The 22468-nt window shown below is 74.4% G+C and carries 19 protein-coding genes; 3 read left to right on the top strand and 16 right to left on the bottom strand.

The features are described 5' to 3' along the window. Positions 1-10: 10 nt before the first annotated feature. From AB0E07_RS06145 to pdhA, 3 genes are read right to left on the bottom strand one after another with little or no spacing between them, the layout of a single operon-like run. Entirely contained in the window at positions 11-1423 is a 1413-nt protein-coding gene (locus AB0E07_RS06145) for a dihydrolipoamide acetyltransferase family protein (protein ID WP_362246975.1), read from the bottom strand. Next, positions 1423-2427: an alpha-ketoacid dehydrogenase subunit beta gene (locus tag AB0E07_RS06140; protein ID WP_362246973.1), complete on the bottom strand. Its 1005-nt coding sequence runs from the start codon at positions 2425-2427 to the stop codon at positions 1423-1425. Before AB0E07_RS06140 ends, AB0E07_RS06145 begins: the two co-directional genes overlap by 1 nt. Beyond that, on the bottom strand, positions 2424-3554 hold the full coding sequence (gene pdhA / locus AB0E07_RS06135; RefSeq protein WP_362246971.1) for a pyruvate dehydrogenase (acetyl-transferring) E1 component subunit alpha: 1131 nt from the start codon (positions 3552-3554) through the stop codon (positions 2424-2426). The genes AB0E07_RS06140 and pdhA overlap by 4 nt, the downstream gene beginning before the upstream one ends. Positions 3555-3729: 175 nt before the next feature. Here pdhA and AB0E07_RS06130 point away from each other — a divergent pair, with 175 nt between their 5' ends. Next, on the top strand, positions 3730-4230 hold the full coding sequence (locus AB0E07_RS06130; protein WP_362246969.1) for an Lrp/AsnC family transcriptional regulator: 501 nt from the start codon (positions 3730-3732) through the stop codon (positions 4228-4230). Positions 4231-4298: 68 nt separating this feature from the next. Here AB0E07_RS06130 and AB0E07_RS06125 read toward each other — a convergent pair whose 3' ends face one another. Together AB0E07_RS06125 and AB0E07_RS06120 are read right to left on the bottom strand one after the other, a co-directional pair. Continuing rightward, complete coding sequence (locus tag AB0E07_RS06125; RefSeq protein ID WP_362246967.1) at positions 4299-4889, bottom strand: TetR/AcrR family transcriptional regulator; 591 nt, start codon at positions 4887-4889, stop codon at positions 4299-4301. Further along, on the bottom strand, positions 4886-6403 hold the full coding sequence (locus tag AB0E07_RS06120) for a 3-hydroxyacyl-CoA dehydrogenase (RefSeq protein WP_362246965.1): 1518 nt from the start codon (positions 6401-6403) through the stop codon (positions 4886-4888). Before AB0E07_RS06120 ends, AB0E07_RS06125 begins: the two co-directional genes overlap by 4 nt. Before the next feature lie 159 nt (positions 6404-6562). Here AB0E07_RS06120 and paaN point away from each other — a divergent pair, with 159 nt between their 5' ends. Further along, complete coding sequence (gene paaN / locus AB0E07_RS06115) at positions 6563-8254, top strand: phenylacetic acid degradation protein PaaN (protein WP_362246963.1); 1692 nt, start codon at positions 6563-6565, stop codon at positions 8252-8254. 31 nt (positions 8255-8285) lie between these two features. Here the strand turns inward: paaN and AB0E07_RS06110 are convergent, their stop codons facing one another. The 3 genes from AB0E07_RS06110 to AB0E07_RS06100 are packed head-to-tail and all read right to left on the bottom strand — an operon-like array spanning position 8286 to position 11055. Beyond that, positions 8286-9026 carry a TrmH family RNA methyltransferase gene (locus AB0E07_RS06110; RefSeq protein ID WP_362246961.1) on the bottom strand — a complete coding sequence of 247 codons (741 nt, stop codon included), beginning with the start codon at positions 9024-9026 and terminating at the stop codon, positions 8286-8288. After that, complete coding sequence (locus AB0E07_RS06105; protein ID WP_362246959.1) at positions 9023-10321, bottom strand: HTTM domain-containing protein; 1299 nt, start codon at positions 10319-10321, stop codon at positions 9023-9025. The genes AB0E07_RS06110 and AB0E07_RS06105 overlap by 4 nt, the downstream gene beginning before the upstream one ends. Beyond that, positions 10318-11055, bottom strand: coding sequence for a DUF5819 family protein (locus AB0E07_RS06100; RefSeq protein WP_362246957.1), 738 nt, complete (start codon positions 11053-11055; stop codon positions 10318-10320). The genes AB0E07_RS06105 and AB0E07_RS06100 overlap by 4 nt, the downstream gene beginning before the upstream one ends. 236 nt (positions 11056-11291) lie before the next feature. Between AB0E07_RS06100 and AB0E07_RS06095 the strand changes: the two genes are divergently transcribed. Next, positions 11292-12425 carry an acyl-CoA dehydrogenase family protein gene (locus tag AB0E07_RS06095; RefSeq protein ID WP_362246955.1) on the top strand — a complete coding sequence of 378 codons (1134 nt, stop codon included), beginning with the start codon at positions 11292-11294 and terminating at the stop codon, positions 12423-12425. Positions 12426-12442: 17 nt separating this feature from the next. Here the strand turns inward: AB0E07_RS06095 and AB0E07_RS06090 are convergent, their stop codons facing one another. From AB0E07_RS06090 to AB0E07_RS06055, 8 genes are all read right to left on the bottom strand, one after another. Continuing rightward, the gene (locus tag AB0E07_RS06090; protein WP_362247388.1) at positions 12443-12772 is read right to left on the bottom strand and encodes a rhodanese-like domain-containing protein; all 330 of its coding nucleotides are present in this window, start codon (positions 12770-12772) and stop codon (positions 12443-12445) included. A 73-nt stretch (positions 12773-12845) separates the two neighbouring features. Further along, the gene (locus tag AB0E07_RS06085) at positions 12846-13697 is read right to left on the bottom strand and encodes a J domain-containing protein (RefSeq protein ID WP_362246953.1); all 852 of its coding nucleotides are present in this window, start codon (positions 13695-13697) and stop codon (positions 12846-12848) included. Positions 13698-13795: 98 nt separating this feature from the next. Continuing rightward, positions 13796-15283, bottom strand: coding sequence for a DUF2252 domain-containing protein (locus AB0E07_RS06080; protein WP_362247387.1), 1488 nt, complete (start codon positions 15281-15283; stop codon positions 13796-13798). Positions 15284-15416: 133 nt separating this feature from the next. After that, complete coding sequence (locus tag AB0E07_RS06075; protein ID WP_362246951.1) at positions 15417-15710, bottom strand: hypothetical protein; 294 nt, start codon at positions 15708-15710, stop codon at positions 15417-15419. Positions 15711-15768: 58 nt separating this feature from the next. Next, the gene (locus AB0E07_RS06070) at positions 15769-17244 is read right to left on the bottom strand and encodes an adenylosuccinate lyase family protein (protein WP_362246949.1); all 1476 of its coding nucleotides are present in this window, start codon (positions 17242-17244) and stop codon (positions 15769-15771) included. A gap of 87 nt (positions 17245-17331) precedes the next feature. Next, the gene (locus tag AB0E07_RS06065) at positions 17332-19284 is read right to left on the bottom strand and encodes an FAD/NAD(P)-binding protein (RefSeq protein ID WP_362246947.1); all 1953 of its coding nucleotides are present in this window, start codon (positions 19282-19284) and stop codon (positions 17332-17334) included. Next, the gene (locus tag AB0E07_RS06060) at positions 19281-20216 is read right to left on the bottom strand and encodes a 4'-phosphopantetheinyl transferase superfamily protein (protein ID WP_362246945.1); all 936 of its coding nucleotides are present in this window, start codon (positions 20214-20216) and stop codon (positions 19281-19283) included. Before AB0E07_RS06060 ends, AB0E07_RS06065 begins: the two co-directional genes overlap by 4 nt. Beyond that, positions 20213-22426, bottom strand: a complete 2214-nt coding sequence (locus AB0E07_RS06055) for an anthranilate synthase component I (protein ID WP_362246943.1) — start codon at positions 22424-22426, stop codon at positions 20213-20215. Before AB0E07_RS06055 ends, AB0E07_RS06060 begins: the two co-directional genes overlap by 4 nt. Positions 22427-22468: the final 42 nt, after the last annotated feature.

The following is a 22468-nucleotide window of genomic DNA, read 5'->3' as shown; positions in this document are numbered from 1 at the left end:
GGCCCTGTGATCAGAGTGTGCGCAACAGCACCGCCGGCTGTTCCACGCAGTCCGCCACGTACCGCAGGAAGCCGCCCGCGGTGCCGCCGTCGCAGACCCGGTGGTCGAAGGTGAGCGAGAGCTGCACGACCTGGCGGACCGCCAGCTCGCCCTCGTGCACCCACGGCTTGGGGATGATCCGGCCGACGCCGAGCATCGCCGCCTCGGGGTGGTTGATGATCGGCGTGGAGCCGTCGACGCCGAACACGCCGTAGTTGTTGAGCGTGAAGGTGCCGCCGGTGAGGTCCGCGGGGGTGAGGGCGCCGGTGCGGGCCGACTCGGTGAGGCGGGCGAACTCGGCGCTCAGCGACTCCGCGCCGCGCGCGTGGGCGTCCCGGACGACGGGGACGACCAGGCCGCGCTCGGTCTGGGCGGCGAAGCCCAGGTTGACGTGGCCGAAGCGGACGACCTCCCGGGCCTCCTGGTCGACGGCGGAGTTCAGCTCGGGGTGGCGGGCGAGCGCGGCGGTGCAGATACGGGCCAGCAGCGCCAGGAGGGAGATCTTCGGGCCGCCCGCGGCGTTCATCGCGGTGCGGGCGCGCATCAGCTCGGTCGCGTCGGCGTCCACCCAGCAGGTCGCGTCCGGGATCTCCCGGCGGCTGCGGGAGAGCTTGTCGGCCACCGCGCCGCGGACGCCCTTGAGGGGCGTGCGGATCTCACCTGTGGTGAGCGGAGCGGTGGTGAGCGGGGGCGCGGCCGGGACGGGGGCGGACGTGGCGGGGGCCGCTGCGGTGACGGGTGCCGTGGCGACGGGCGCCGGAGGCGCGGCGGTGGGGCGGCCCTGCGCGGCGGCGGCCCGCAGGGCGTACTCCACGTCGGCGCGCAGGATCAGCCCGTCGGGCCCGGACCCGTGCAGTTCGCGCAGGTCGAGGCCGTTCTCCCGGGCCAGCCTGCGGACCAGCGGGGAGATCACCGGAACCGGCCCCTCGGCCGCCTCCGAAACCCCGGGGGCCTCGGGGGCCTCCGGGACGGCGGGGGCGACGGGCGCCTCCGGCACCGCGCGCGCGGCCGCCGCGCCGTTGGCCGAGGGCGGGGGCGTCGTCGGACGGACCCGCCTGCGCCGGGCCGGCGCCTCGGACGTGCCGTACCCCACGAGGACGTTGCCCGAGCCGGCACTCTCGCCGTCGCCGTCGGCGGGCGCCCCCACGGCGACCGTGATGAGCGGCGCCCCGACGGGCAGTTCGCTGCCCTCCTCACCGAAGCGGGCGGTGACCACGCCCGCGTAGGGGCAGGGGACGTCGACCATCGCCTTCGCGGTCTCGACCTCCACGACCGGCTGGTCCACGGCGACCACGTCGCCGACCTGGACCAGCCAGCGGACGATCTCCGCCTCGGTGAGCCCCTCCCCGAGGTCGGGGAGCTTGAACTCCAGCACCTGTGCCATCAGCTCTCGGCCTCCCATTGCAGACGCCCCACGGCGTCCAGGATCCGGTCCACGCCGGGCAGGTGGTGACGCTCCAGCATCGGCGGCGGGTAGGGGATGTCGAACCCGGCCACCCGGAGCACCGGCGCCTCCAGATGGTGGAAGCAGCGCTCCGTGACCCGGGCCGCGATCTCCCCTCCCGGGCCGCCGAACCCGCCCGACTCGTGCACGACGACCGCTCGTCCGGTCCGCCGGACCGAGGCGCAGACCGTCTCGTCGTCGAACGGCACCAGCGAGCGCAGGTCGACGACCTCCAGGTCCCACCCCTCCTCCCGGGCCGCCTCGGCGGCTTCGAGGCAGACGGGAACGGACGGACCGTACGTGATGAGCGTGGCGCTCCGGCCCGAGCGCCGCACCACCGCGCGGCCGATCGGTTCAACGCTCTCGGGAGCCTCCGGGTTCCAGGACGCCTTCGACCAGTACAGCCGCTTGGGCTCCAGGAAGACGACCGGGTCGTCGGAGGCGATGGAGGCGCGCAGCAGGCCGTAGGCGTCGGCGACGGTGGCCGGGGTGACCACGTGGAGCCCCGGGGTCGCGATGTAGTAGGCCTCGGAGGAATCGCTGTGGTGCTCGACGCCGCCGATGCCGCCGCCGTAGGGGACGCGGATGGTGATCGGCAGGGGCATGGCGCCGCGGGTGCGGTTGCGCATCCGGGCGACGTGCGAGATCAGCTGCTCGAAGGCCGGGTAGGCGAACGCGTCGAACTGCATCTCCACGACCGGGCGCAGGCCGTACATGGCCATGCCGACGGCCGTGCCGAGGATGCCGGCCTCGGCGAGCGGGGTGTCGGTGCAGCGGTCCTCGCCGAACTCCTTGGCGAGTCCGTCGGTGACCCGGAAGACACCGCCGAGGGTGCCCACGTCCTCGCCCATGACGTGCACGGACGGGTCGTCCGCCATGGCGTCGCGCATCGCGCGCGTGAGGGCCTGCGCCATGGTGGCGGGTTTCACCGCGACGGTGGTCATCGCTCGTCCCCTTCGGCTTCCAGCTCGGCGCGCAGGTGGGCCTCCTGCTCCCGCAGCTGCGGGGTGGGCTCGGCGTACACATGGGCGAACAGGTCCATGGGGTCGAGCACCGCGTCGGCGTTCATACGCTCGCGCAGGTCGGCGGCCATGGCCTCGGCGGCGTCCTTCGCGGCCTGGATGCCGGCCTCGTCGAGGAGGCCGCGCTCGGTGAGTTCGTGCTCCAGCAGGGCGATCGGGTCGTGGCCGCGCCAGGTCTCCACCTCGGAGTCGCCCCGGTAGCGGGTGGCGTCGTCGGCGTTGGTGTGGGCGTCGATCCGGTAGGTGATCGCCTCGACCAGGGTGGGGCCGCCGCCCGCGCGGGCCCGGCGCACCGCGTCGGTCAGCACCTCGTGCACGGCGGCCGCGTCGTTGCCGTCGACCAGGCGGCCGGGCATGCCGTAACCGACGGCCTTGTGGGCCAGCGACGGGGCCGCGGTCTGCTTGGCGAGCGGTACGGAGATGGCGAAGCCGTTGTTCTGCACCAGGAAGACCACCGGCGCCTGCCAGACGGCCGCGAAGTTCAGCGCCTCGTGGAAGTCGCCCTCGCTGGTGCCGCCGTCACCGACCATGGCGAGCGCGACCACGTCGTCGCCCTTGAGGCGGGCGGCGTGGGCGAGCCCGACGGCGTGCGGGAGCTGGGTGGCGAGCGGCGTGCACAGGGGGGCGACGCGGTGCTCGCGCGGGTCGTAGCCGGTGTGCCAGTCGCCCCGCAGCAGGGTGAGCGCCTGCACGGGGTCCACCCCGCGGGCGACGGCGGCGAGGGTGTCGCGGTAGCTCGGGAAGAGCCAGTCGCGCTCCTGGAGGGCGAGCGCGGCGGCGATCTCGCAGGCCTCCTGGCCCGTGGTGGACGGGTAGACGGCGAGCCGGCCCTGCTTGGTCAGGGCGGTGGCCTGGGCGTTGTACCGACGGCCGCGCACCAGCTCGGCGTAGAGGCGGCGCAGCAGGCCGGGATCGGCCTTCGCCGCCTCATCCGTGCCGAGGACGCGGTAGGGCTCCGCGTCGGGCAGCAGCGGCGCGGGGTCGGTACGGGGCTGCCAGGCGGGCGGCGGCGATGGCCGGTACGCGCCCCGCTGCTCCAGGACCGTCATGACGGCACCTCCTCGTGGGAGTGGCTACGGGAGGCGCAGCGGCTGTGATGCGCCTCACCTACCGATTGTTCGGTCGTCGGCACATTTTGGCTACAGGCACCTCCAGGCTGTGGACAAACGGTTCTCCACAGCCTGGAATGAACGCAGTACGTCCACCACAGGGAGGCGGGGGGACATGGCGCCTGAACAAATGGCCGAGGGCTCCGAGAGCGGCGGCCCTCCGCCGCCGGCCCGTCCCCTCGACGCCATCGACCAGGACATCCTCCAGATGCTCCAGGCCGACGGCCGCGCGTCGATACGGTCGGTGGCCGAACGGGTCCACGTCTCACGGGCCAACGCCTACGCGCGCATCAACCGCCTCATCGAGGACGGCGTCATCCGGGGCTTCGGCGCCCGGGTCGACCACGAGCGCGCCGGGCACGGGACCTCGGCGTACATCACGCTGAAGATCGTGCAGAACTCCTGGCGCACCGTGCGCGAGCAGCTCAGACAGCTTCCGGGCGCCTCGCACATCGCGCTGGTGGGGGGCGACTTCGACGTCCTGCTGCTGGTGCACACACCCGACAACCGGGCCCTGCGCGAGCTGGTGCTCACCCGGCTCCAGGCCATCCCCGAGGTGCTCAGCACCCGCACCCTGCTGGTGTTCGAGGAGGAGGACCTGGAGCCCCAGGGCTGACCCTGGTCCAGGACCCGGGCCCAGGACCGGGTACCAGGGCCCGAGGCCCAGGGCCCAGGGCCCAGGGCTCAGGCGGCCCGGCGCAGTCCGCCGAAGACCATCCGCACCACCGCGTCGGCGACCTCGCGCTCGCCCATCCCGCGGCTGTCGGGCCGGTACCACTCCACGATGGAGTTGATCATCCCGAAGACCAGCCGGGTGGCGAGCCGCACCTCCACGTCACCGCGCACGTCCCCGTCGTCGGCCGCCGCCTGGAGCAGCTCGGCGACCCGGTGGTCGAAGTCGCGGCGCCGCTCCAGCGCCCACCGCTCGGTGTCGGTGTTGCCGCGCACCCGCAGCAGCAGCGTCACGTACGGCAGCTCGGCCGTCAGCACCTCGACCATGCGCCGCACCACGTGCTCCAGGCGCTCCGAGGCACGCCCCACGCGCGCGTGCTCCTCGTCGAGGATCCCGAACAGTTCGTCCAGCGCGCGGCTGACCGCCCGGCGCAGCAGTTCCTCCTTGCCGCTGACGTGGTGGTAGATCGACGACTTGGAGATCCCCGCGGCGCGGGAGAGGTGCTCCATGGAGGTGCCGTCGTAGCCGCGCTCGTTGAAGACCTGCACCGCCACCGACAGCAGCGTCTCGGGGGTGTACGTGTCGCGCTTGGCGGTGGTCATGAGCCGTTGCCCTCCCGCTTGTCGGTGGCGTACGCGTGCCGGTACAGCGCGAGGGAGGGGGCGTACCGCCCGGAGGGGTCGCGCAGATGGAGGTCGTCGAGGAGGGCGTAGGCCCAGTTCCGGCCGAGCCGGCGGCTCCACTCGAAGGGGCCGAGCGGGTAGTTGACGCCGAGCCGCATGGCGGTGTCGACGTCCTCCTCGGTGGCGACGCCCTTGGCGACCGCGTCGTGGGCGAGGTCGACGATCCGCGCGACCGTACGGGCGACGATCATCCCCGGTACGTCGCCGATGACGCTGACGTCCTTGCCGAGCGCCTGGAAGAGGCCGATCGCCTCGGCGAGGGTGCGCGGGGCGGTGTCCTGGGAGGCGGACAGGGCGATCCGGGTGGCCCGGCGGTAGTCGAGCGCGAGGTCGAAGTAGACGACGTCCCGGAACTCCACCGAGGTCTGCCCGTCGGCGAGCGCCAGCTGTCCGCCGGAGGGCAGGACCAGCCGGGTGCCGTGGTCCTCGTCCTCCTCGCGCACCGGGATGCCCGCCTCGCGCAGCAGCGTGAGCAGTTCACCGGCCGGGCCGAGGTCGCCCTCGGCGACGACGTACTCGGGCGCGCGCTCGGGTTCGGCGGTGTGCGGTTCGGGGCGCTCGGCGTCCGGCGCGTGGTCGTACCAGCCGTGTCCGCTCTTGCGGCCCAGGCGGCCCGACTCGACGAGGCGGCGCTGGGACAGCGAGGGCGTGAAGCGGACGTCCTGGAAGAACGACTGCCACACGGAGTGGGTGACCGACTCGTTGACGTCCTGGCCGATCAGGTCGGTCAGCTCGAAGGCGCCCATCCGGAAGCCGCCGCACTCGCGCAGGACCGCGTCGATCGTGGCCGGATCGGCGCCCTGGGCCTCGTACACCGCGAACGCCTCGGCGTAGTAGGGGCGCGCGATGCGGTTGACGATGAAGCCGGGGGTGTCGGCGCAGGCGACCGGGGTCTTGCCCCAGGCGCGGGCGGTCTCGTACGCGCGCGTGGCCGAGGTGACGTCGGTGGCGAACCCGGAGACCACCTCGACCAGCGGCAGCAGCGGGGCCGGGTTGAAGAAGTGCAGGCCCACGAACCGGCCGGGGTTGGCCAGGGCGCCGCCGATCGCGGTGACGGACAGGGAGGAGGTGTTGGTGGCGAGCAGGCAGTCGTCGCCGACGACCGCCTCAAGGGCCCGGAACAGCTCCTGTTTGACGTCGAGGCGCTCCAGGACGGCCTCGATCACCAGGGCGCAGTCGGCGAGGTCGGCGAGGTCGGCGGCGGGCAGCAGCCGGGCGCGCGCCGCGTTGCGGTCGGCGTCGCTCATCCGGTCCTTCTCCACGAGCCGGTCCAGGCGGGCGCCGATCGCGGCGGCCGCCTCCTCGGCCCTGCCGGGCGCGGCGTCGTAGAGCCGGACGGGATGGCCGGCGACGAGCGCGACCTGGGCGATGCCCTGGCCCATGGTGCCGGTGCCGACCACGGCCACGGGGCTGCTGAGGTCCAGTGCTGTCATGTGCGCGATCCTCCCGCACGGGGTTTTCCACAGATGCGGCGGACCCCCTTGTCCCGACCGATCGTTCGGTTACTCTAACTCTGTCTGCCCCTTCCTGCCCATGTCTTGCCCAGGTCATGAACTCGACGAGGAGTTCTTGAAACAAGGAGTTGGTCCCGCATGGCCGCCACCCTCACCCCCCACGACCTGATCGCCCGGCACCGGCCCACGCTCGACCAGGCGCTGGAAGCCCTCCGCACGCGCGCCTACTGGTCCCCGCACCCCGAGCACCCCAAGGCGTACGGCGAGAACGGCAGCCTCGACATGGCGGCGGGCAGGGCCGCCCACGACGCCGTGCTCGGCACCCGGCTCGACCTCGGCCAGCCCGGCACCGACGGCTGGGTGAGCGGCGAGGTCTCCCCCTACGGGCCGGAACTGGGCGTGGAGTACCCGCACGCGGACCCGGACGTCCTGCTGCCCGCGATGCGCGCCGGACAGCGGGCCTGGCGGGACGCGGGCGCGGAGATCCGCGCGCTGGTCTGTCTGGAGATCCTCAAGCGGATCAGCGACCGCACCCACGAGTTCGCGCACGCGGTCATGCACACCTCCGGGCAGGCGTTCATGATGGCGTTCCAGGCGGGCGGACCGCACGCCCAGGACCGCGGCCTGGAGGCGGTGGCGTACGCGTACGTCGAGCAGATCCGCACCCCCGACACCGCGGAGTGGACCAAGCCGCAGGGCAAGCGGGACCCGCTGGCGCTGACCAAGGCGTTCACCCCCGTCCCGCGGGGCGTCGCGCTGATGATCGGCTGCAACACCTTCCCGACCTGGAACGGCTACCCGGGCCTGTTCGCCTCCCTCGCCACCGGCAACGCCGTCCTGGTCAAGCCCCACCCGCGCGCGGTGCTGCCGCTCGCGCTGACCGTGCGGGTGGCCCGCGAGGTGCTCGCCGAGGCGGGCTTCGACCCCAACCTGGTCGCGCTCGCCGCCGAGCGGCCCGGCGAGGGCATCGCCAAGACGCTCGCGACGCGCCCCGAGATCCGCATCATCGACTACACCGGTTCGACCGCCTTCGGCGACTGGCTGGAGGCCAACGCCCGCCAGGCGCAGGTCTACACGGAGAAGGCCGGCGTCAACACGGTGCTCGTGGAGTCGACCGGCGACTACAAGGGCATGCTGTCCAACCTGGCGTTCTCCCTGTCGCTCTACAGCGGGCAGATGTGCACCACCCCGCAGAACCTGCTGATCCCCCGGGACGGCATCCGCACCGAGGACGGGCCCCGCACCTTCGACGAGGTCGTCGCCGACCTCGCGCGCGCGGTCGACGGCCTGCTCGGCGACGACGCCCGCGCCAACGCCCTGCTCGGGGCGATCGTCAACCCGGACGTCAAGGCGCGTCTGGAGGCGGCGGCCGGGCTGGGCGAGGTCGCCCTGGCCTCCCGCGAGATCGCCAACCCGGAGTTCCCGGACGCGGTCGTGCGCACCCCGGTCATGGTCAAGCTGGACGGCGCCAAGCCGGACGACGAGGCCGCCTACATGAACGAGTGCTTCGGACCGGTGTCCTTCGCGGTGGCCATGGACTCCGCCGCCGACGCGGTGGAACTGCTGCGGCGCACGATCCGGGAGAAGGGCGCGATGACCGTCGGCGCGTACACCGTCGACCCCGAGGTCGAGGAAGCGGTGCGCGAGGTCTGCCTGGAGGAGGCCGCGCAGCTCTCCCTCAACCTGACCGGCGGGGTGTACGTCAACCAGACGGCCGCCTTCTCCGACTTCCACGGCTCCGGCGGCAACCCGGCGGCCAACGCCGCGCTGTGCGACGGCGCCTTCGTCGCCAACCGCTTCCGCGTGGTGGAGGTGCGCCGGGAAGCGTAGGCCCTACAGGCGCTACAGGCGCTACAGGCCCTCAGGACCCGAACGCGCTCCAGTGGTAGAGCGTCATGGCGACGCTCGTGGCCAGGTTGTAGCTGGAGACCTGCGGGCGCATCGGCAGCGCGAGCAGGTGGTCCGCCCGCCCGCGCACCTCGGCCGACAGGCCGCTGCGCTCGGAGCCGAACGCGAGGACGGCGTCGTCCGGGAGCTTCACGCCCCGGATGTCGTCGCCCTCGGGGTCCAGCGCGAACAGGGGTCCCGGGGGCAGGTCGGCCGCCGTCACGCGTTCCACGGTCGTCGCGAAGTGCAGGCCCGCGCCGCCCCGGACGACCGTCGGATGCCAGGGGTCCAGCGTGCCGGTGGTGACCACGCCGGTGGCGCCGAAGCCCGCGGCCAGCCGGATGACCGCGCCGGTGTTGCCGAGGTTGCGCGGCTGGTCCAGGAGCACCACCGGGGCGGTGCGCGGGGTGCGGGCCAGCAGTTCCAGGCCGGCCTCGCGGGACGGCCTGCGGGCCAGCGCCGCCACCGCCGTGGGGTGGGGGCGCGGGACCAGGGCCCGGTAGGTGTCCTCCGGGACCTCGGTGAGCAGGGCGGCGAGGGAGTCGGTGACGTCCGGGGCCAGTTCCCCGGCGAGGGCGAGCGCCGCCGCCCGGTCCACGGCGACGGCCACCGGCACCTCGGCCCCGAAGCGCACCGCGTGCTTGAGCGCGTGGAAGCCGTCCAGCAGGACGGCGCTTTCGGCGAGGCGGTGCCAGGTGGTGACGGGGACGGTCATGACGGCGAGCCTACGGGGCGGTGCTCGGGGTTCTCCGGCTTGCGCGGCTCGGGCAGCACCGCGCGGCCGGAGCGCGGGCCCGGGACGCGGCGGGTGAGCCGGGCTGCCCCGGAGCCCAGGCGGCGCAGGAAACCGGTCGGCAGGAAGACCGCGTCCGCCGCGATCATGGCCAGGGAGAAGAACGGCAGGCCCAGCACGACCGCGATCACCGCGTGCTCGAACATCATGAAGGCCAGCAGGACGTTCTTGGCCCGCCGGTTGAGCAGCGCGAACGGGAAGGCGACCTGTACCAGCACGGTCCCGTAGGTCACCAGCATCACCATGGTGCCGCTGGCCGACAGCACGTCGGCGAGCGCGGGCCAGGGCGAGAAGTAGTCCAGGTGCAGGGGGTAGTGGACGGCCGTGCCGTCCTGCCAGCGGGAGCCCTGGATCTTGTACCAGCCGGCGGTGGCGTAGATCAGACACGCCTCGGCCATGATCACGAGCAGGGCGCCGTTGTGCACGATGTTCGCGACCACGTCGAGCAGGATGCGCGGCTGCTCGCTCCTGGCCCGGCGGCCGACGATCCACCGCACGGCCTGCGCCGCCCACAGGCACCACAGGATCGCCGGGATCAGCCCCTGTCCGCCCACCCAGGTGGAGACCACGGCGACCCCGACGGCCACCGCCCGCTGCGCGCCCGACGCGGTCCCGTCCGAGGGCCAGTCGTCACCCAGCTTCCCGGCCAGCGTCGCCACGACCAGCACCAGGCCGAGCACGGCCCACAGCGCGGGGCCGACCCGGTCGGTGACCCGCTCGCCCCGGGCCCGCGCGGCGCGGTCCCGGTCCGCCCGGCGCGCGTCCAGGGACCAGACCTGGGCGCAGCGGGTGAAGACCAGGTAGATCGACATCAGGTGCAGGACGTTGTCGCCGCCGTCGCCCATGAACACGGAACGGTTCTGGAGGGACAGCACGCCGACCATGAACAGCACGGACGTGGTGCGGCTGCGCCAGCCGACCAGCAGCAGCGCGGCGGAGACCAGCGCGAGCGCGTAGACCAGCTCGAACCAGAGCCGGCTGTCGGACCAGAGCAGGACGGTGAAGGCGCCGTTCAGGCCGATCAGGCGCTCGGCGAGGTCGAGGCTCCAGGGGCTGTCGGGGCCGTACAGCTCATGGCGGTGAGGAAGCTCGCGCAGCAGGAAGAGCAGCCAGGTCGCGGCGAAGCCGATCCGGACCACGGCCGTCTGGTACGGGCCGAGGGCGGACTCGGTGACGCGGGCGATGCCGTGGGAGACCGCGAGGGCGAAGCGGTTCACTCCGGGTCCCCCTGCGTCTCCTCGTCGGGCAGCTCCCACCAGGGCAGCTCCCGGTAGGCGGGTTCGGTCGGCGACCGTTCGCCGGTCCACTCGGGCGGCTGTACGTGGGTGGTCCGGGAGCGGACCTGGACCCGCTCGACGACCCCGCCGGCACCGGCGGCGCCCTCGCGGTCCAGCCGCATCGCCACGATCCGGCGCAGGTACGCCTCGGAGAGCAGGCCCCGTTCGCCGACCGCGCGGTTGTCGCTGTCGTGCGTGGCGACCAGGAAGTCCCAGGCGCGGCGCAGCTCGTTCTGCTGGGTGTGGCTGGGCACCAGGTTGCCGTCGATGGCCTCGCCGTCGCGGGCGGACAGGTCGTACCAGCCGGTGGTGCGTATCCCGCCGTCCGCGGTGCGGACCTCGGCGCGGGCCTGCACGGCGATGTTCTGCTGGAGCGGGTTGGGCGCGAACAGCTTCCAGTTCTGCTCGAACTCCGGGTAGATCCAGTCCGAGATCACCGAGCCGTGCTTCTTGCTGACCGTGTTCGAGGGCGCGACGTGCAGGAAGACCATGCCGAGGTGGACACAGACGGCGACCGCGACGACCGCCAGGGCGACGGCCGCGGCGATCTGGTGGCCCAGGGAGAGCGCGGCCACGCCGGTACGGGGGGCCGGCTCCGGCGGGGGCACGGGCTCCGGCGGGGGCGCGGGCTCGGGCCCGCCCCGGACCCCGCCCCCTGTGTCGTACGCGTCCATCCCGCCCCGTTTCCCGGTTCCCGGCCCCGCGGCCCCGGTCGAGGGCCCCGCTCAGGGGTGACACCTTACGGCGCCCGGCGCACGGGGAGGTCACGTCCGCCGGGCGCCCCGTGCACGAGGAGGTCACGTCCGCCGAGTGCCCGGTAGGGGAGCTGTCCGGGCCGTTCCCTTCTTCTAGAACCTGTTCTATCTTGACGGACCGTCAGAGTCTCCGTGGGCGCGGAAGGACAGGGACCGTGGACTTCTCCTTCACCGAGGAACAGCAGGCGGCGGCCGAGGCGGCGCGCGGGGTGTGCGCCGGGGTCGCCCCGGACGCCGTCCCGAGCCCCGCGCTCACCGCGGGCGCCGTCGCCGAGGGCTTCGACCGGGAGCTGTGGGCCCGCCTCGCTGGCGCCGACCTGCTGAGCCTGCTGCTCGCCGAGGAGCACGGCGGGGCGGGTCTGGACGCGGTCGCGCTCTGTCTGGTCCTGCGGGAGACGGCCGCGGTGCTGGCACGGGTGCCGCTGCTGGAGCACAGCGCGGCACTCGCCGTGCTCCAGGCCCACGCCGGCCAGGAGCCGGCGGGCGCGCTCCTCGCCCGCGCCGGACGGGGCGAGGTCACCCTGACCGTCGCCGCGCACGGACGGACCGGGCACGACCCGGCACAGCTCGCGGTGACCGCCCGGCGGGACGGCGCGCGATGGGTGCTGGACGGCACGCAGACGGCGGTGGCCTGGGCCTGCGACGCCGACCTCGTCGTCGTACCGGCGGTGGCGGACGCCGGCCGGACCGTCCTCGCGGTGGTGCCGCGCGAACACGCCGGGGTCGGGATCGCCGAGCAGTACGCCACCGGCGGGGAGCGCCTCGGGGAGCTGCGGCTGGACTCCGTGACACTCGGCGCAGGGGACGTCGTGGACGCGGAGGGCGCCTGGGAGGAACTGCGGGAGCTGCTGACCGTGGGGACGTGCGCGCAGGCCCTCGGGCTCGGCGGGCGGGTGCTGCGGATGACGGCCGAGTACACCGGCAAGCGGGAGCAGTTCGGCTTCCCGCTCGCCACCTTCCAGGCGGTCGCCGTGCAGGCCGCCGACCGGTACATCGACCTGCGGGCGATGGAGGCCACCCTGTGGCAGGCCGCGTGGCGGATCACCGCGCGGACCCCGGGGGCGCTCCCCGTGGCCGGGGACGTCGCCGTCGCCAAGATCTGGGCCGCGGAGGGCGTACGGCGGATCGTGCAGACGGCGCAGCATCTGCACGGCGGCTTCGGGGCCGACGTCGACTACCCGCTGCACCGCTACCACGCCTGGGCCAAGCAGCTGGAGCTGGCGCTCGGCCCGGCCGCGGCGCACGAGGAGGCGCTGGGCGACCTGCTGGCCGCCCACCCCCTGAGCTGAGGCGCGGACCGCGGGAGCTACAGCACGAAGCCGGGCTGTCCGCCGTCCGTCACGACCGGACGGCCCACCGCCGACCACACCTGCATGCCGCCGTCGACGTTCACCGCGTCGATGCCCTGCTGCACGAGGTACATCGCGACCTGCGCCGAGCGGCCCCCGGAGCGGCAGATCACGTTGACCCGGCCGTCCTGCGGGGCGGCCTCGGTCAGCTCGCCGTACCGGGCGACGAACTCGCTGATGGGGATGTGCAGCGCCCCCGCGGCATGGCCCGCCCGCCACTCGTCGTCCTCGCGGACGTCCAGCAGGAAGTCGCCGTCCTTGAGGTCCGTGACCTCGACCGTGGGCACGCCAGATCCAAGATGCATGACTCCGACGCTACCCGACGCGGAACCGAGGTTTCCCGGGCTCCCGCCCGCCGCGTCACTCCGCCTCGGTGGAGGGCGTGGTGAGCAGCTCCGCCAGTTCCGCCTCGCGGGCGGAGACATCGGCGAGCAGCTGCTCGCCGATCTCCTCCAGCAGCTTGTCCGGGTCGTCCGGGGCGAGCCGCAGCATGGAGCCGATCGCGCTGTCCTCCAGCTCCCGCACCACCAGGCTGAGCAGTTCCTTGCGCTCGGACAGCCACTCCAGGCGGGCGTACAGCTCCTCGGCGGGGCTCGGCTCGCGCTCCGCGGGCGCCGGGCCGGCCGCCCACTCCTCGGCCAGCTCCGCGAGCAGAGCCTCGTCGCCACGGGCGTAGGCGGCGTTCACCCGGGTGATGAACTCCTCCCGGCGGGCCCGCTCCGCGTCCTCCTGGGCCAGGTCGGGGTGGGCCCGGCGGGCGAGGTCGCGGTAGAGCTTGCGGGCCTCCTCGCTGGGGCGGACCCGCTGCGGCGGCCGCACCGGCTGGTCCGTGAGCATCGCGGACGCCTCCGGGAACAGGCCGTCGCCGTCCATCCAGCCGTGGAACAGCTCCTCCACGGCCGGCATCGGCATGACCCGGGCACGGGCCTCGTCCGCCTTGCGCAGGTCCTCCGGGTCGCCGGTCCGCGCGGCCCTGGCCTCGGCGATCCGGGCTTCCAGGTCGTCGAGGCGGGCGTACATCGGGCCGAGCTTCTGGTGGTGCAGCCGGGAGAAGTTCTCGACCTCGACGCGGAAGGTCTCCACCGCGATCTCGAACTCGATCAGCGCCTGCTCGGCGGCCCGCACGGCCCGCTCCAGCCGTTCCTCGGGGCGTGGCGTCCCGGCGCCCTCACCGGACGGGGACGGGGACTGCTCAGCTTCCGGTGTCGTCACCCGACCAGCGTAGGCCACGGCGGAACCCCGGCCTACGGCTGATCACCAACGCGGGGCCCCGGCCCCGTCCGGCGGCGCCGTCCCGGCCGCCGGGTACCTCACACCCCCGTCTCCGCCGCGACGCGGCCCGCGCGCACCGCCTTGACCAGGTCCTCGTGGTCCGCCTCGGTGCGGTCGGCGTAGGTGACCGCGAAGCCGGCCACCGCCTCGTCCAGTTCCTCGTTCTTGCCGCAGTACCCGGCAATCATGCGCGGGTCGGCGCTGTGGCTGTGGGCGCGGGCCAGGAGCGCCCCGGTCATCCGGCCGTAGTCGTCGAGCTGGTCGGGGGAGAGGGCGGCGGGGTCGACGCTGCCCTTGCGGTTGCGGAACTGGCGCACCTGGTACGGCCGGCCCTGCACGGTCGTCCAGCCGAGCAGGATGTCGCTGACCACCTGCATGCGCTTCTGCCCCATCACCACCCGGTGGCCCTCGTGCGCCACGGCCGGGGTCTCGAACCCGGCCGTCGCCAGATGCGGGACCAGCGCCGACGGACGGGCCTCCTTCACCTGGAGGACGAGCGGCTCGCCCCGGTGGTCGAGGAGCAGGACGACATAGGAGCGGGTGCCGACACTGCCGGTGCCGACCACACGGAACGCCACGTCGTGCACCGCGTGCCGGGCCAGCAGCGGGAGGCGGTCCTCGGAGAGCGTGGTGACGTACTCCTCCAGGGACGCGGCGACCGCCGCCGCCTCGTCGTCCGGTGTCTCGTTCAGCACCGGCGGCGCCGCCACGAAGCGCCGGCCGCCGTCCTCGGTCGGCTCCGTCGACTTCGCCGCGAACCGGCCACTGGTGTTGGAGCGCGCCTTCTCCGAGACCCGCTCCAGGGTGCCGAGCAGGTCATGGGCGTCGGTGTGGGAGACCAGTTCCTCGTCCGCGATGGCGTTCCACGCGTCCAGCACCGGGAGTTTGGCGAGCAGCCGCATCGTGCGCCGGTAGGCGCCCACCGCGTCGTGCGCCGCCTTGCGGCAGACGTCCTCCGACGCGCCCGTCTCCCGGCCGGCCAGCACCAGCGAGGCCGCGAGCCGCTTCAGGTCCCACTCCCAGGGGCCGAGCACCGTCTCGTCGAAGTCGTTCAGGTCGATGACCAGGCCGCCGCGCGGGTCGCCGTACAGGCCGAAGTTCGCCGCGTGCGCGTCGCCGCAGATCTGGGCGAGGACACGGGTCATGGGGGTACGCGCCAGGTCGTGGGCCATCAGCCCCGCCGAGCCGCGCAGGAACGCGAAGGGCGTGGCCGCCATCCGGCCGACCCTTATCGGCGTCAGCTCGGGGATCCGGCCCAGGTTGGACTCCTCGACCGCGGCGAGCGCGTCGGGGCGGTCCGGGTCCAGGTCGAACAGGGAGTGCGAGGCGCGCGGTACGCGCTCGCGCAGCGCCTTGCCCTCCTCCTTCGGCGTGTCCTTGACCGGCCACTCGGCGAAGCCGCCCACCCGGGGCAGCCGCCGGGACACCGGCCGCCGCTCGTCCGCCTCCGCCGTCTTCCCCGCACCGCCGTCGTCCACCACGACCGCCTCCCCCGCACCCGGACCGTCCCCGGCCCGCACGAACATCAACTCCTGCGACGGTACAGCGCGCGAACACGGCGGCGGCAGGCCTGTGGACAGTGCTTTGCCTGTGGAAAACCCAAACCCGGCACCCGCTCGGAGGCCGCGCCAGTACCCGCTCGGAGGTCGCACCGGCGGGTCAGCGCGGCCCGTCCGGGTTCCCCCGCGCGCTCGACAGGGCCCTGAACGCCTCGATCACCAGCCGCAGCGACGCCTCGACGGCCGCCTCCCCGAGCAGGCCGTGCCCGCCGGGCCCGTCGGGCCCGTCGGGCCCGCCGGATTCACCGCCGGTGCCCGCCCGCCCGGTCCGCAGATAGGACAGGACGTCCTCGGCCCGGGGCGGGTGCCCGCCGTCGGGACGGGGCAGGGCGTCGAGCAGCCCTTGCAGGGTGTCGAGCAACTGCCGCCGGTCCCCGGCGGGTTCACGGTTCATACGGTCAGGCTGCTGAAAGGTGGTCAAGGACTGTTCAAGGGCCCGCCAACACCGGTGCTCAGGCCGCCGACCGGCCGGGCAGCTCAAGGGTCGGGGCCGGGCCCACCGCCCGGTCCACCAGTCCCGGTGCCGCGCCCAGATAGTGCGCCGGGTCCAGCAGGGACCGCAGTCGGTCCGGGCTCAGATGGCGGGTCACCTCCGGGTCCGCCGACAGCACCCGCGCGAGGCTCGTCCCCCGGTCCGCCGCCTCGTGCGAGGCCCGCGTCATCAGGGCCCGCGCGGGCCCCTTGCCGAGCAGCGGCGTCAGTACGGCCGCGACCCGCTCGGAGACGATCTGCCCGCCCGTCAGGTCCAGGTTGGCCCGCATGCGTCCGACGTTGACGGTGAGGCCGGCCAGGAGTTCCGCCGCGGTGTGCGCGGAACCGCCGGTCAGCCGCAGGCACTCCCGCAGGGGCTGCCACTCCGCGTGCCAGGCGCCCGCGGAACGCTCGTCCTCGGCGAGCATCGTGCCGTACAGCACGGCGGCGAGCTGCGGCACCTGGAGCGCGGCCGAGCGCATCAGCGTGGCGAGCACCGGATTGCGTTTGTGCGGCATCGCGGAGGACGCGCCGCGCCCGGCCACGGCCGGTTCGGTCACCTCGCCGACCTCGGTGCGCGCCATCGACTGCACGTCCACGGCGATCTTGCCGAGCGCGGAGGCGACGAAGGCGCAGACCGCCCCGGTGTCGGCGACCGGGGTGCGCAGCACGTGCCAGGGCAGGGCGGCCGGGGCCAGCCCGGTCTCCCGCGCGTACGCCTCCACCAGCCGCTCGGCGTAGTCGTCACCGGAGACGTCGCCGGGGTCACCGGAAGCGCCGGGGTCACCGGAGTCACCGGAGGGCCCGGCGTGCTCCAGGTAGCCGGCCAGGGTGCCGGCCGCGCCGCCCAGTTCTACGGGCAGGGCGGCGGCCAGCGCGTCGACCCGGCGCCGGGCCTCGTCGACCAGGTGCAGCCAGCCCGCCGCCTTCAGGCCGAAGGTGGTGGGCACGGCGTGCAGGGCGAGGGTGCGCCCGGCCATCGGCGTGGCGCGGTGCTCACGGGCCAGCTCCCGCAGGGCCGCGGCGCACCGGTCCAGGTCGGCCCGGATCAGGGCGGCGGCCCGGCGGACGACCAGCATGGCGGCGGTGTCCAGGATGTCCTGGCTGGTGGAGCCCCGGTGCACGTACTCGGCGGCGGCCGGATCCTCCGCGGCGACCACCGCGGTCAGCGCCTTCACGAACCCGACGACGGGGTTGGCGGTCTCCCGGGCGGCGCGGGCGAGCGCCACGAGGTCCAGGCGGCCGGGGCGGGCCGCCGCCTCGATCGCCCGCGCCGCGGACTCGGGCACGGTGCCCAGCCGCGCCTGCGCCCGGACGAGCGCGGTCTCCGCCTCGACCATGGCCGCGAGCCAGGCCGCGTCGGACACGGCCGCCTCCACGGGGGTGGCCGCCCGCACCGGGGACAGCAGACCGGAGTCCACCAGGGAGGTGAGGTCCGGGGGGAGTGCGTGGGTCATGGGTGGTCCTCTTCCGGAAGTGGTCGACAGGGGCTGCTCCCTCGCGCGGTCCGCGTCCCGGACCGCGCCCGGGACGCGGACGGCGCGTCACGCGGCCGTCGGCTGGAGGCTGTCCCGCCGGCGCAGCACCGCGCCGAGCGCGGCCTGGGCGATGGCGTCGGAGTCGGTCAGGGTGACCGAGTTGACGCCCGGCCGGATGCCCGCGGCCGTCACCCAGTGCACCGACTCGGTGGGGACGCCGAAGGCGTACCGGCGGGGGTGCGGGCGCCGGGAGGCGTCCAGGAGCCGGAACGGGCGGGCGGTGACCGCTAGGCCCTCGGTGTGGATCCAGGTGCCGTCGCGGGTGGCGATGCGGTGGGCGGCGCACTGGCCGGTGTCGAGCAGATGGCGCAGCAGCGGGTCCTCGGTGCGGCTCAGCGTGATGTCGGGCAGCCGCGCCTCGATCAGCGTGTCGGCACGGACGGCGGAGCCCGGCACCAGCGGCGAGTGGGCGTGGAAGCCCTGCCGGTCGACGCGCACCTTCACCTCGGGGCCGATGATGTGCAGCACGCCCGCCTCGATCAGCGCGGCCGCCTCCTCGATCCGGGACGCGGGCGGCCCGATGGAGAGGAAGGCGTTCAGCGGCGTGTACCAGCGGTCCAGGTGCTCGCGGTGCGAGTCGCCGTGCAGTCCGCCGTGGTCGACGACCAGCCGGATCTCGTTGCGCAGGTCGCGCAGTACGTCGAGGGCGGCCTTGAGCGGCCCGCTCACATTGCCGACGCGGGCCTCTGCGACGTCCTCGCGCAGGTGGTCCAGCAGCCAGGCCGTGAAATCCTCGGGACCGCCGAACTCCTGGTCCCGGTAGGGCCGGGCGAGCCGGTCCCAGTCCCAGCGGTCCTTCTCCCCGATCTCGTACGCGTCGAGCACCGTCTCCTCCGCGGACGTGCCCGGCAGCGCGAGCAGGAAGGCCCGCTGGAACGCCTCGCCGCGGTCCGCCCGGCCGCGCGCGGCCAGCAGGGTCCGGTAGTAGACGGTCTCGACCTCCTTGGCCACCAGCGGCCACACGTCCCGCAGGAAGTCGGCGCCGTCCGTGCCGTGGGCGGACCGCAGCCGGGCGATCCGGGCCGGGGTGAGCAGCAGCGGCTCGTGCCGGCCGTGCGGGCCCTTCTCGTTCTCGCCGCGCGCCTGGTAGGGCACCCCGCGCCGGGAGCCCGCGTAGAGCAGGGGTTCGCGGCCCGAGGGCAGGTAGACCAGCCGTCCGTGGGCGCGGGTGAAGCGGCCGCCGCGGCCCGTGGTGAGCAGGGCCATGTAGTCGAAGAAGTTCAGCCCGAGGCCGCGCAGCAGCACCGGCCGGCCCGACCGGACGGCGTCCAGGTCGGTGTCGGCGGGGTTGGCGGGCGCCAGGTGGGTGTGGCCGTACTCCCGGGCGAGCCGAGCGAACTGCTCCTCCGCCGCCGTGGGCCTGGCGGGCAGATGGCCCTGGGCCAGCACGACCGCGTCCAGACCCGCCAGGACGGCGCCGTTGTCCAGGGTGACCCGCTGGCGTGGCGGGTGACCGGTGGCGAGGGCGGCGCCCTCGTCGTCGAGGGCCACCGCGCGGGCCCGGTGCCAGGTGACGGTCACTTGGTCCGGGGCGCCGGCGAGCGTGCGGTCGAAGGCCCAGCGCAGGTAGTGGCCGTAGAAGGCGCGGGTGGGATAGGTGTCGGGGCCGAGCGCGCGGGCCTCGTCGAGGACCGGGCCGGGACGGTGTCCGGGAATGTCGCCGGCGACCAGCAGCCGGGCCCAGGCGTGCAGGCTGGGGCCCGGTTCCAGGGGGCCGGTCAGCTCGACGCTGGCATCGGTGAACACCGAGATCTGTCCGGCCACCGTGTTCATCAGCAGGTGCGCGGACTGGCCGGTGCGCCACACCTGGCCGGCGCCGGGCGCGGCCGGGTCGACGACATGGACGCGGATCGCGGTGTCGGGGGCGGCGGCGCGGGCGCCGGCGCAGAGCCGTTCGATCACGGAGAGGCCCCGCGGCCCCGCGCCTATCACGCACACGGTGTGCTGTTTGGTGGTCATGTCTTCTGTCCGTCCTGCTGGATACGGGGCTCGGTGCGGGTTGCGTGATGGCTCTCGGTGCGGGATACGACGGGGAGGGCTTCGGGACGGGTTACGGGAAGGGGCTCGGGGCGGGATACGGGAAGGTGCTCGGGGCGGGATACGGGTAGGTGCTCGGGACGGGATACGGCGCGTGGCCACGGCACGGCGACCGCCGCGACCATGCGGCTGCCGACCACCGCGCAGCGGCCCTCGGTGCCGGGCGCCGGGCCGCGCACCACGCGCAGCCGCACCGGCTCCGCCGGGTCCGCCCCGGCCGGCGGCTCCTCCCACTCCAGGTCCACGGACTGGAAGGAGACGCCGTCCTGGGTGTCCGGGGGCAGCGCCTTGTACAGGGCCTCCTTGACGCAGAACAGCCGGAGCACGGCACGGGCCGGGTCGGCCGCCCCGCGCAGCCGCTCGCGCTCGCGCGCGGTGCACACGTAGTGCTCGGCCAGCAGGAGTTCCTCGCCGGTCCCCAGCGGTTCGATGTCGATGCCGAGCCCGACGCCGCGATCGGGTCCGGTCACGCACAGGGCGACCCGGTTGGTGTGGCTGAGCGAGCCCGAGACCCCGTACGGCCAGCGCGGCGCCCCGCGGCCGTCGGCGCCCAGCCACCGGGGGACACCGGTCAGCGCGGCGGTGGCGCGGGCCGCGGCCAGCCGGCCCGCCGTGAAGGTCTCGCGGCGCAGCGGGGCGGTGTAGCCACTCAGCAGCTCCCGGGTGGCGGCGGGCAGCAGCCCGAACTCCAGTTCGCCGGTGTGCGCCTGCGCCGCGATCACGGGCGGCTCGAACAGGGCCGCCACGGCGGCCAGGTCGACGGGCTCGTGCCCACCGCCCGCCGGCACCCGGGCCGGGGCCGGAGCCGGGGCCGGGGCCGGAGCCGGGGCCGGGGCCGGGAGCAGGGCGCTCACCGCAGCGCCCCGATCGGGGTGCGGGTCAGCCGGGCCACCGCGTTGTGCACCACGTGCCGGCCGGTGTGCCCCGCGTTGGTCATGATCGACTCGGGGTGGAACTGGACCGCGGCGAACTGCTGCCGGGGCGCCTCCACCGCCATCGCGACCTGCCCGTCCTCGGTGGCCGCCGTGACCCGCAGCGTTTCCGGCAGCCGGGCCGGATCGGCGTACAGCGAGTGGTAGCGGCCCACGGTGAAGCTCTTGGGCAGCCCGTCCAGCAGGAGGGAGTCGGCCTCGGTGCGCCGGACCCGGGAGGGCTTGCCGTGCACCGGCTCGGGCAGCACGCCGAGGGTGCCGCCGAGGTACTCGACGATCCCCTGGAGGCCCAGGCAGACACCGAAGACGGGGATGCCGAGCCGTTCGGCCTCGGCGAGCGTGGCGGCGGTGCCGAAGTCCGCGGGGGTGCCGGGGCCCGGCGAGAGCACCACCAGGTCGGGACGCTGCTCGGCGAGGAGCGGCAGATGGCCGCCGCTGCGGTAGGTGCCGACCTCCGCGCCGGTCTCGCGCAGATACCCGGCGAGGCAGTGCACGAAGGAGTCGCGGTGGTCGACCAGCAGGATCCGCCGGCCCGCGCCGGGCCCCTCGGTGACGCTCACCCGCGCCCGGCGCAGCGCGGCGGGCGGCTCGTCCAGGACGCCGAGCAGCGCCTTCGCCTTCAGCTCGGTCTCCAGTTCCTCGTCCTCGGGCGAGGAGTCGTGCAGCAGGGTCGCCCCGGCCCGGACGGTGGCCACGCCGTCGTGCAGGTGGATGGTGCGCAGCGTCAGCACGGTGTCCAGGTCGCCGTCGAAGCCGATCCGGCCGACCGCTCCCCCGTACCAGCGGCGCGCGGAACGCTCGTGCCGTTCGATGAACTCGACCGCGGACAGCTTGGGCGCCCCGGTGACGGTGACCGCCCACAGGTGGGCGAGGAAGGCGTCCAGCGCGTCCCGGTCGGGCCGCAGCACGCCCTCGACGCGGTCCACGGTGTGGATGAGGGTGGAGTACGTCTCGATCCGGCGGCGTGCGGTGACCTCGACGGTGCCGGGCAGGCAGACCCGGGACTTGTCGTTGCGGTCGACGTCCGTGCACATCGTCAGCTCGTGCTCGTCCTTGGCCGAGTTGAGCAGGGTACGGATGCGTTCGGCGTCCTCCAGGGCGTCCCGGCCGCGGGCGATGGTGCCGCTGATCGGGGAGGTCTCGACGAGCGCGCCCGCGCCCGGCCGCCGGGTGACCCGGACGAACATCTCCGGGGACGCCCCGACCAGGTACTCGTCCCGGGCGAGGTTCATCAGCAGGCTGTGCGGGGCGGGGTTGCGCTCGCGCAGGGTGCGGAACAGCTGGGACGGCGCGCGCCGCACGACCCGGTGGAAGGACTGGCTGGGCACGACCTCGAACAGGTCGCCGGAGCGGAACAGCGGGCCGGCCTTCTCCACGACCCGGGCGTACTCGCCGGGCTCGTGGTCCCGTTCGGGGGCGTGCCCGGCGGGCACGAAGCGGCGGGCCGGGGTCCGGCGGTCCAGGCCGTCGGTGCGCAGGGCGCCGGCCCGGAACTCGTAGTCGTGCCGGACGGCGTCGTCGGCGGCCAGGTCGAGTTCGTAGACGGTGTCGGGCAGGTGCAGCACCATGTCCCGGTCGCCGGGGGCGCGGTGCCGGCCGAGGGGGATCGGGTCGACCTGGAAGATCAGGTCGTAGCCGAAGGCACCCCACAGGCCGAGCAGCGGGTCGTCCGGGGAGGCGAGTCCCTCGACCAGGGACCGGATCGCCGCGAACACGCCGACCCGCCGGGTGCGGTCCTCCTCCGCGAAGGTCCCGTCGGGCACGCCGCCGCGCACCCGCACGGTGTCGCCCTCCGCCTCGACGTGTCCACCGGCGCCGACCGCCTCCGAGAACAGGGCCGGCAGGACGGACAGCAGGACCCGGCCGCGCTCGTTGAGCGCGGTGGCCCGTATCTCGGGGCCGGTCGCGGTGATCTCCAGTGGTGGGTCGCTGTAGCCGATGATCCGGTCCGCGCCGCGGAACATGAGCATGCCGCGGCGCTGGTCGAGGGTGTCCTCCAGCGCGGTGCGCAGGACGGCGGCGGAGCCGAGGGACTCGGTGGTGCGGACGATCTCGACTCCGGCGGGTGTCGTCCACCGCCCGGACGGGGCTGCCCGGCCGGTGAGCGGCCGGGTGGTTTCCAGCAGGGGCATCCCCCAAATTCCTTTCTCGAACCCGGTGGTGTCCCGGGGGCT

Source organism: Streptomyces sp. NPDC048002, from assembly GCF_040653275.1.
Taxonomy (GTDB): Bacteria; Actinomycetota; Actinomycetes; order Streptomycetales; family Streptomycetaceae; genus Streptomyces.
This window is presented reverse-complemented; position numbering and strand designations above follow the sequence as displayed.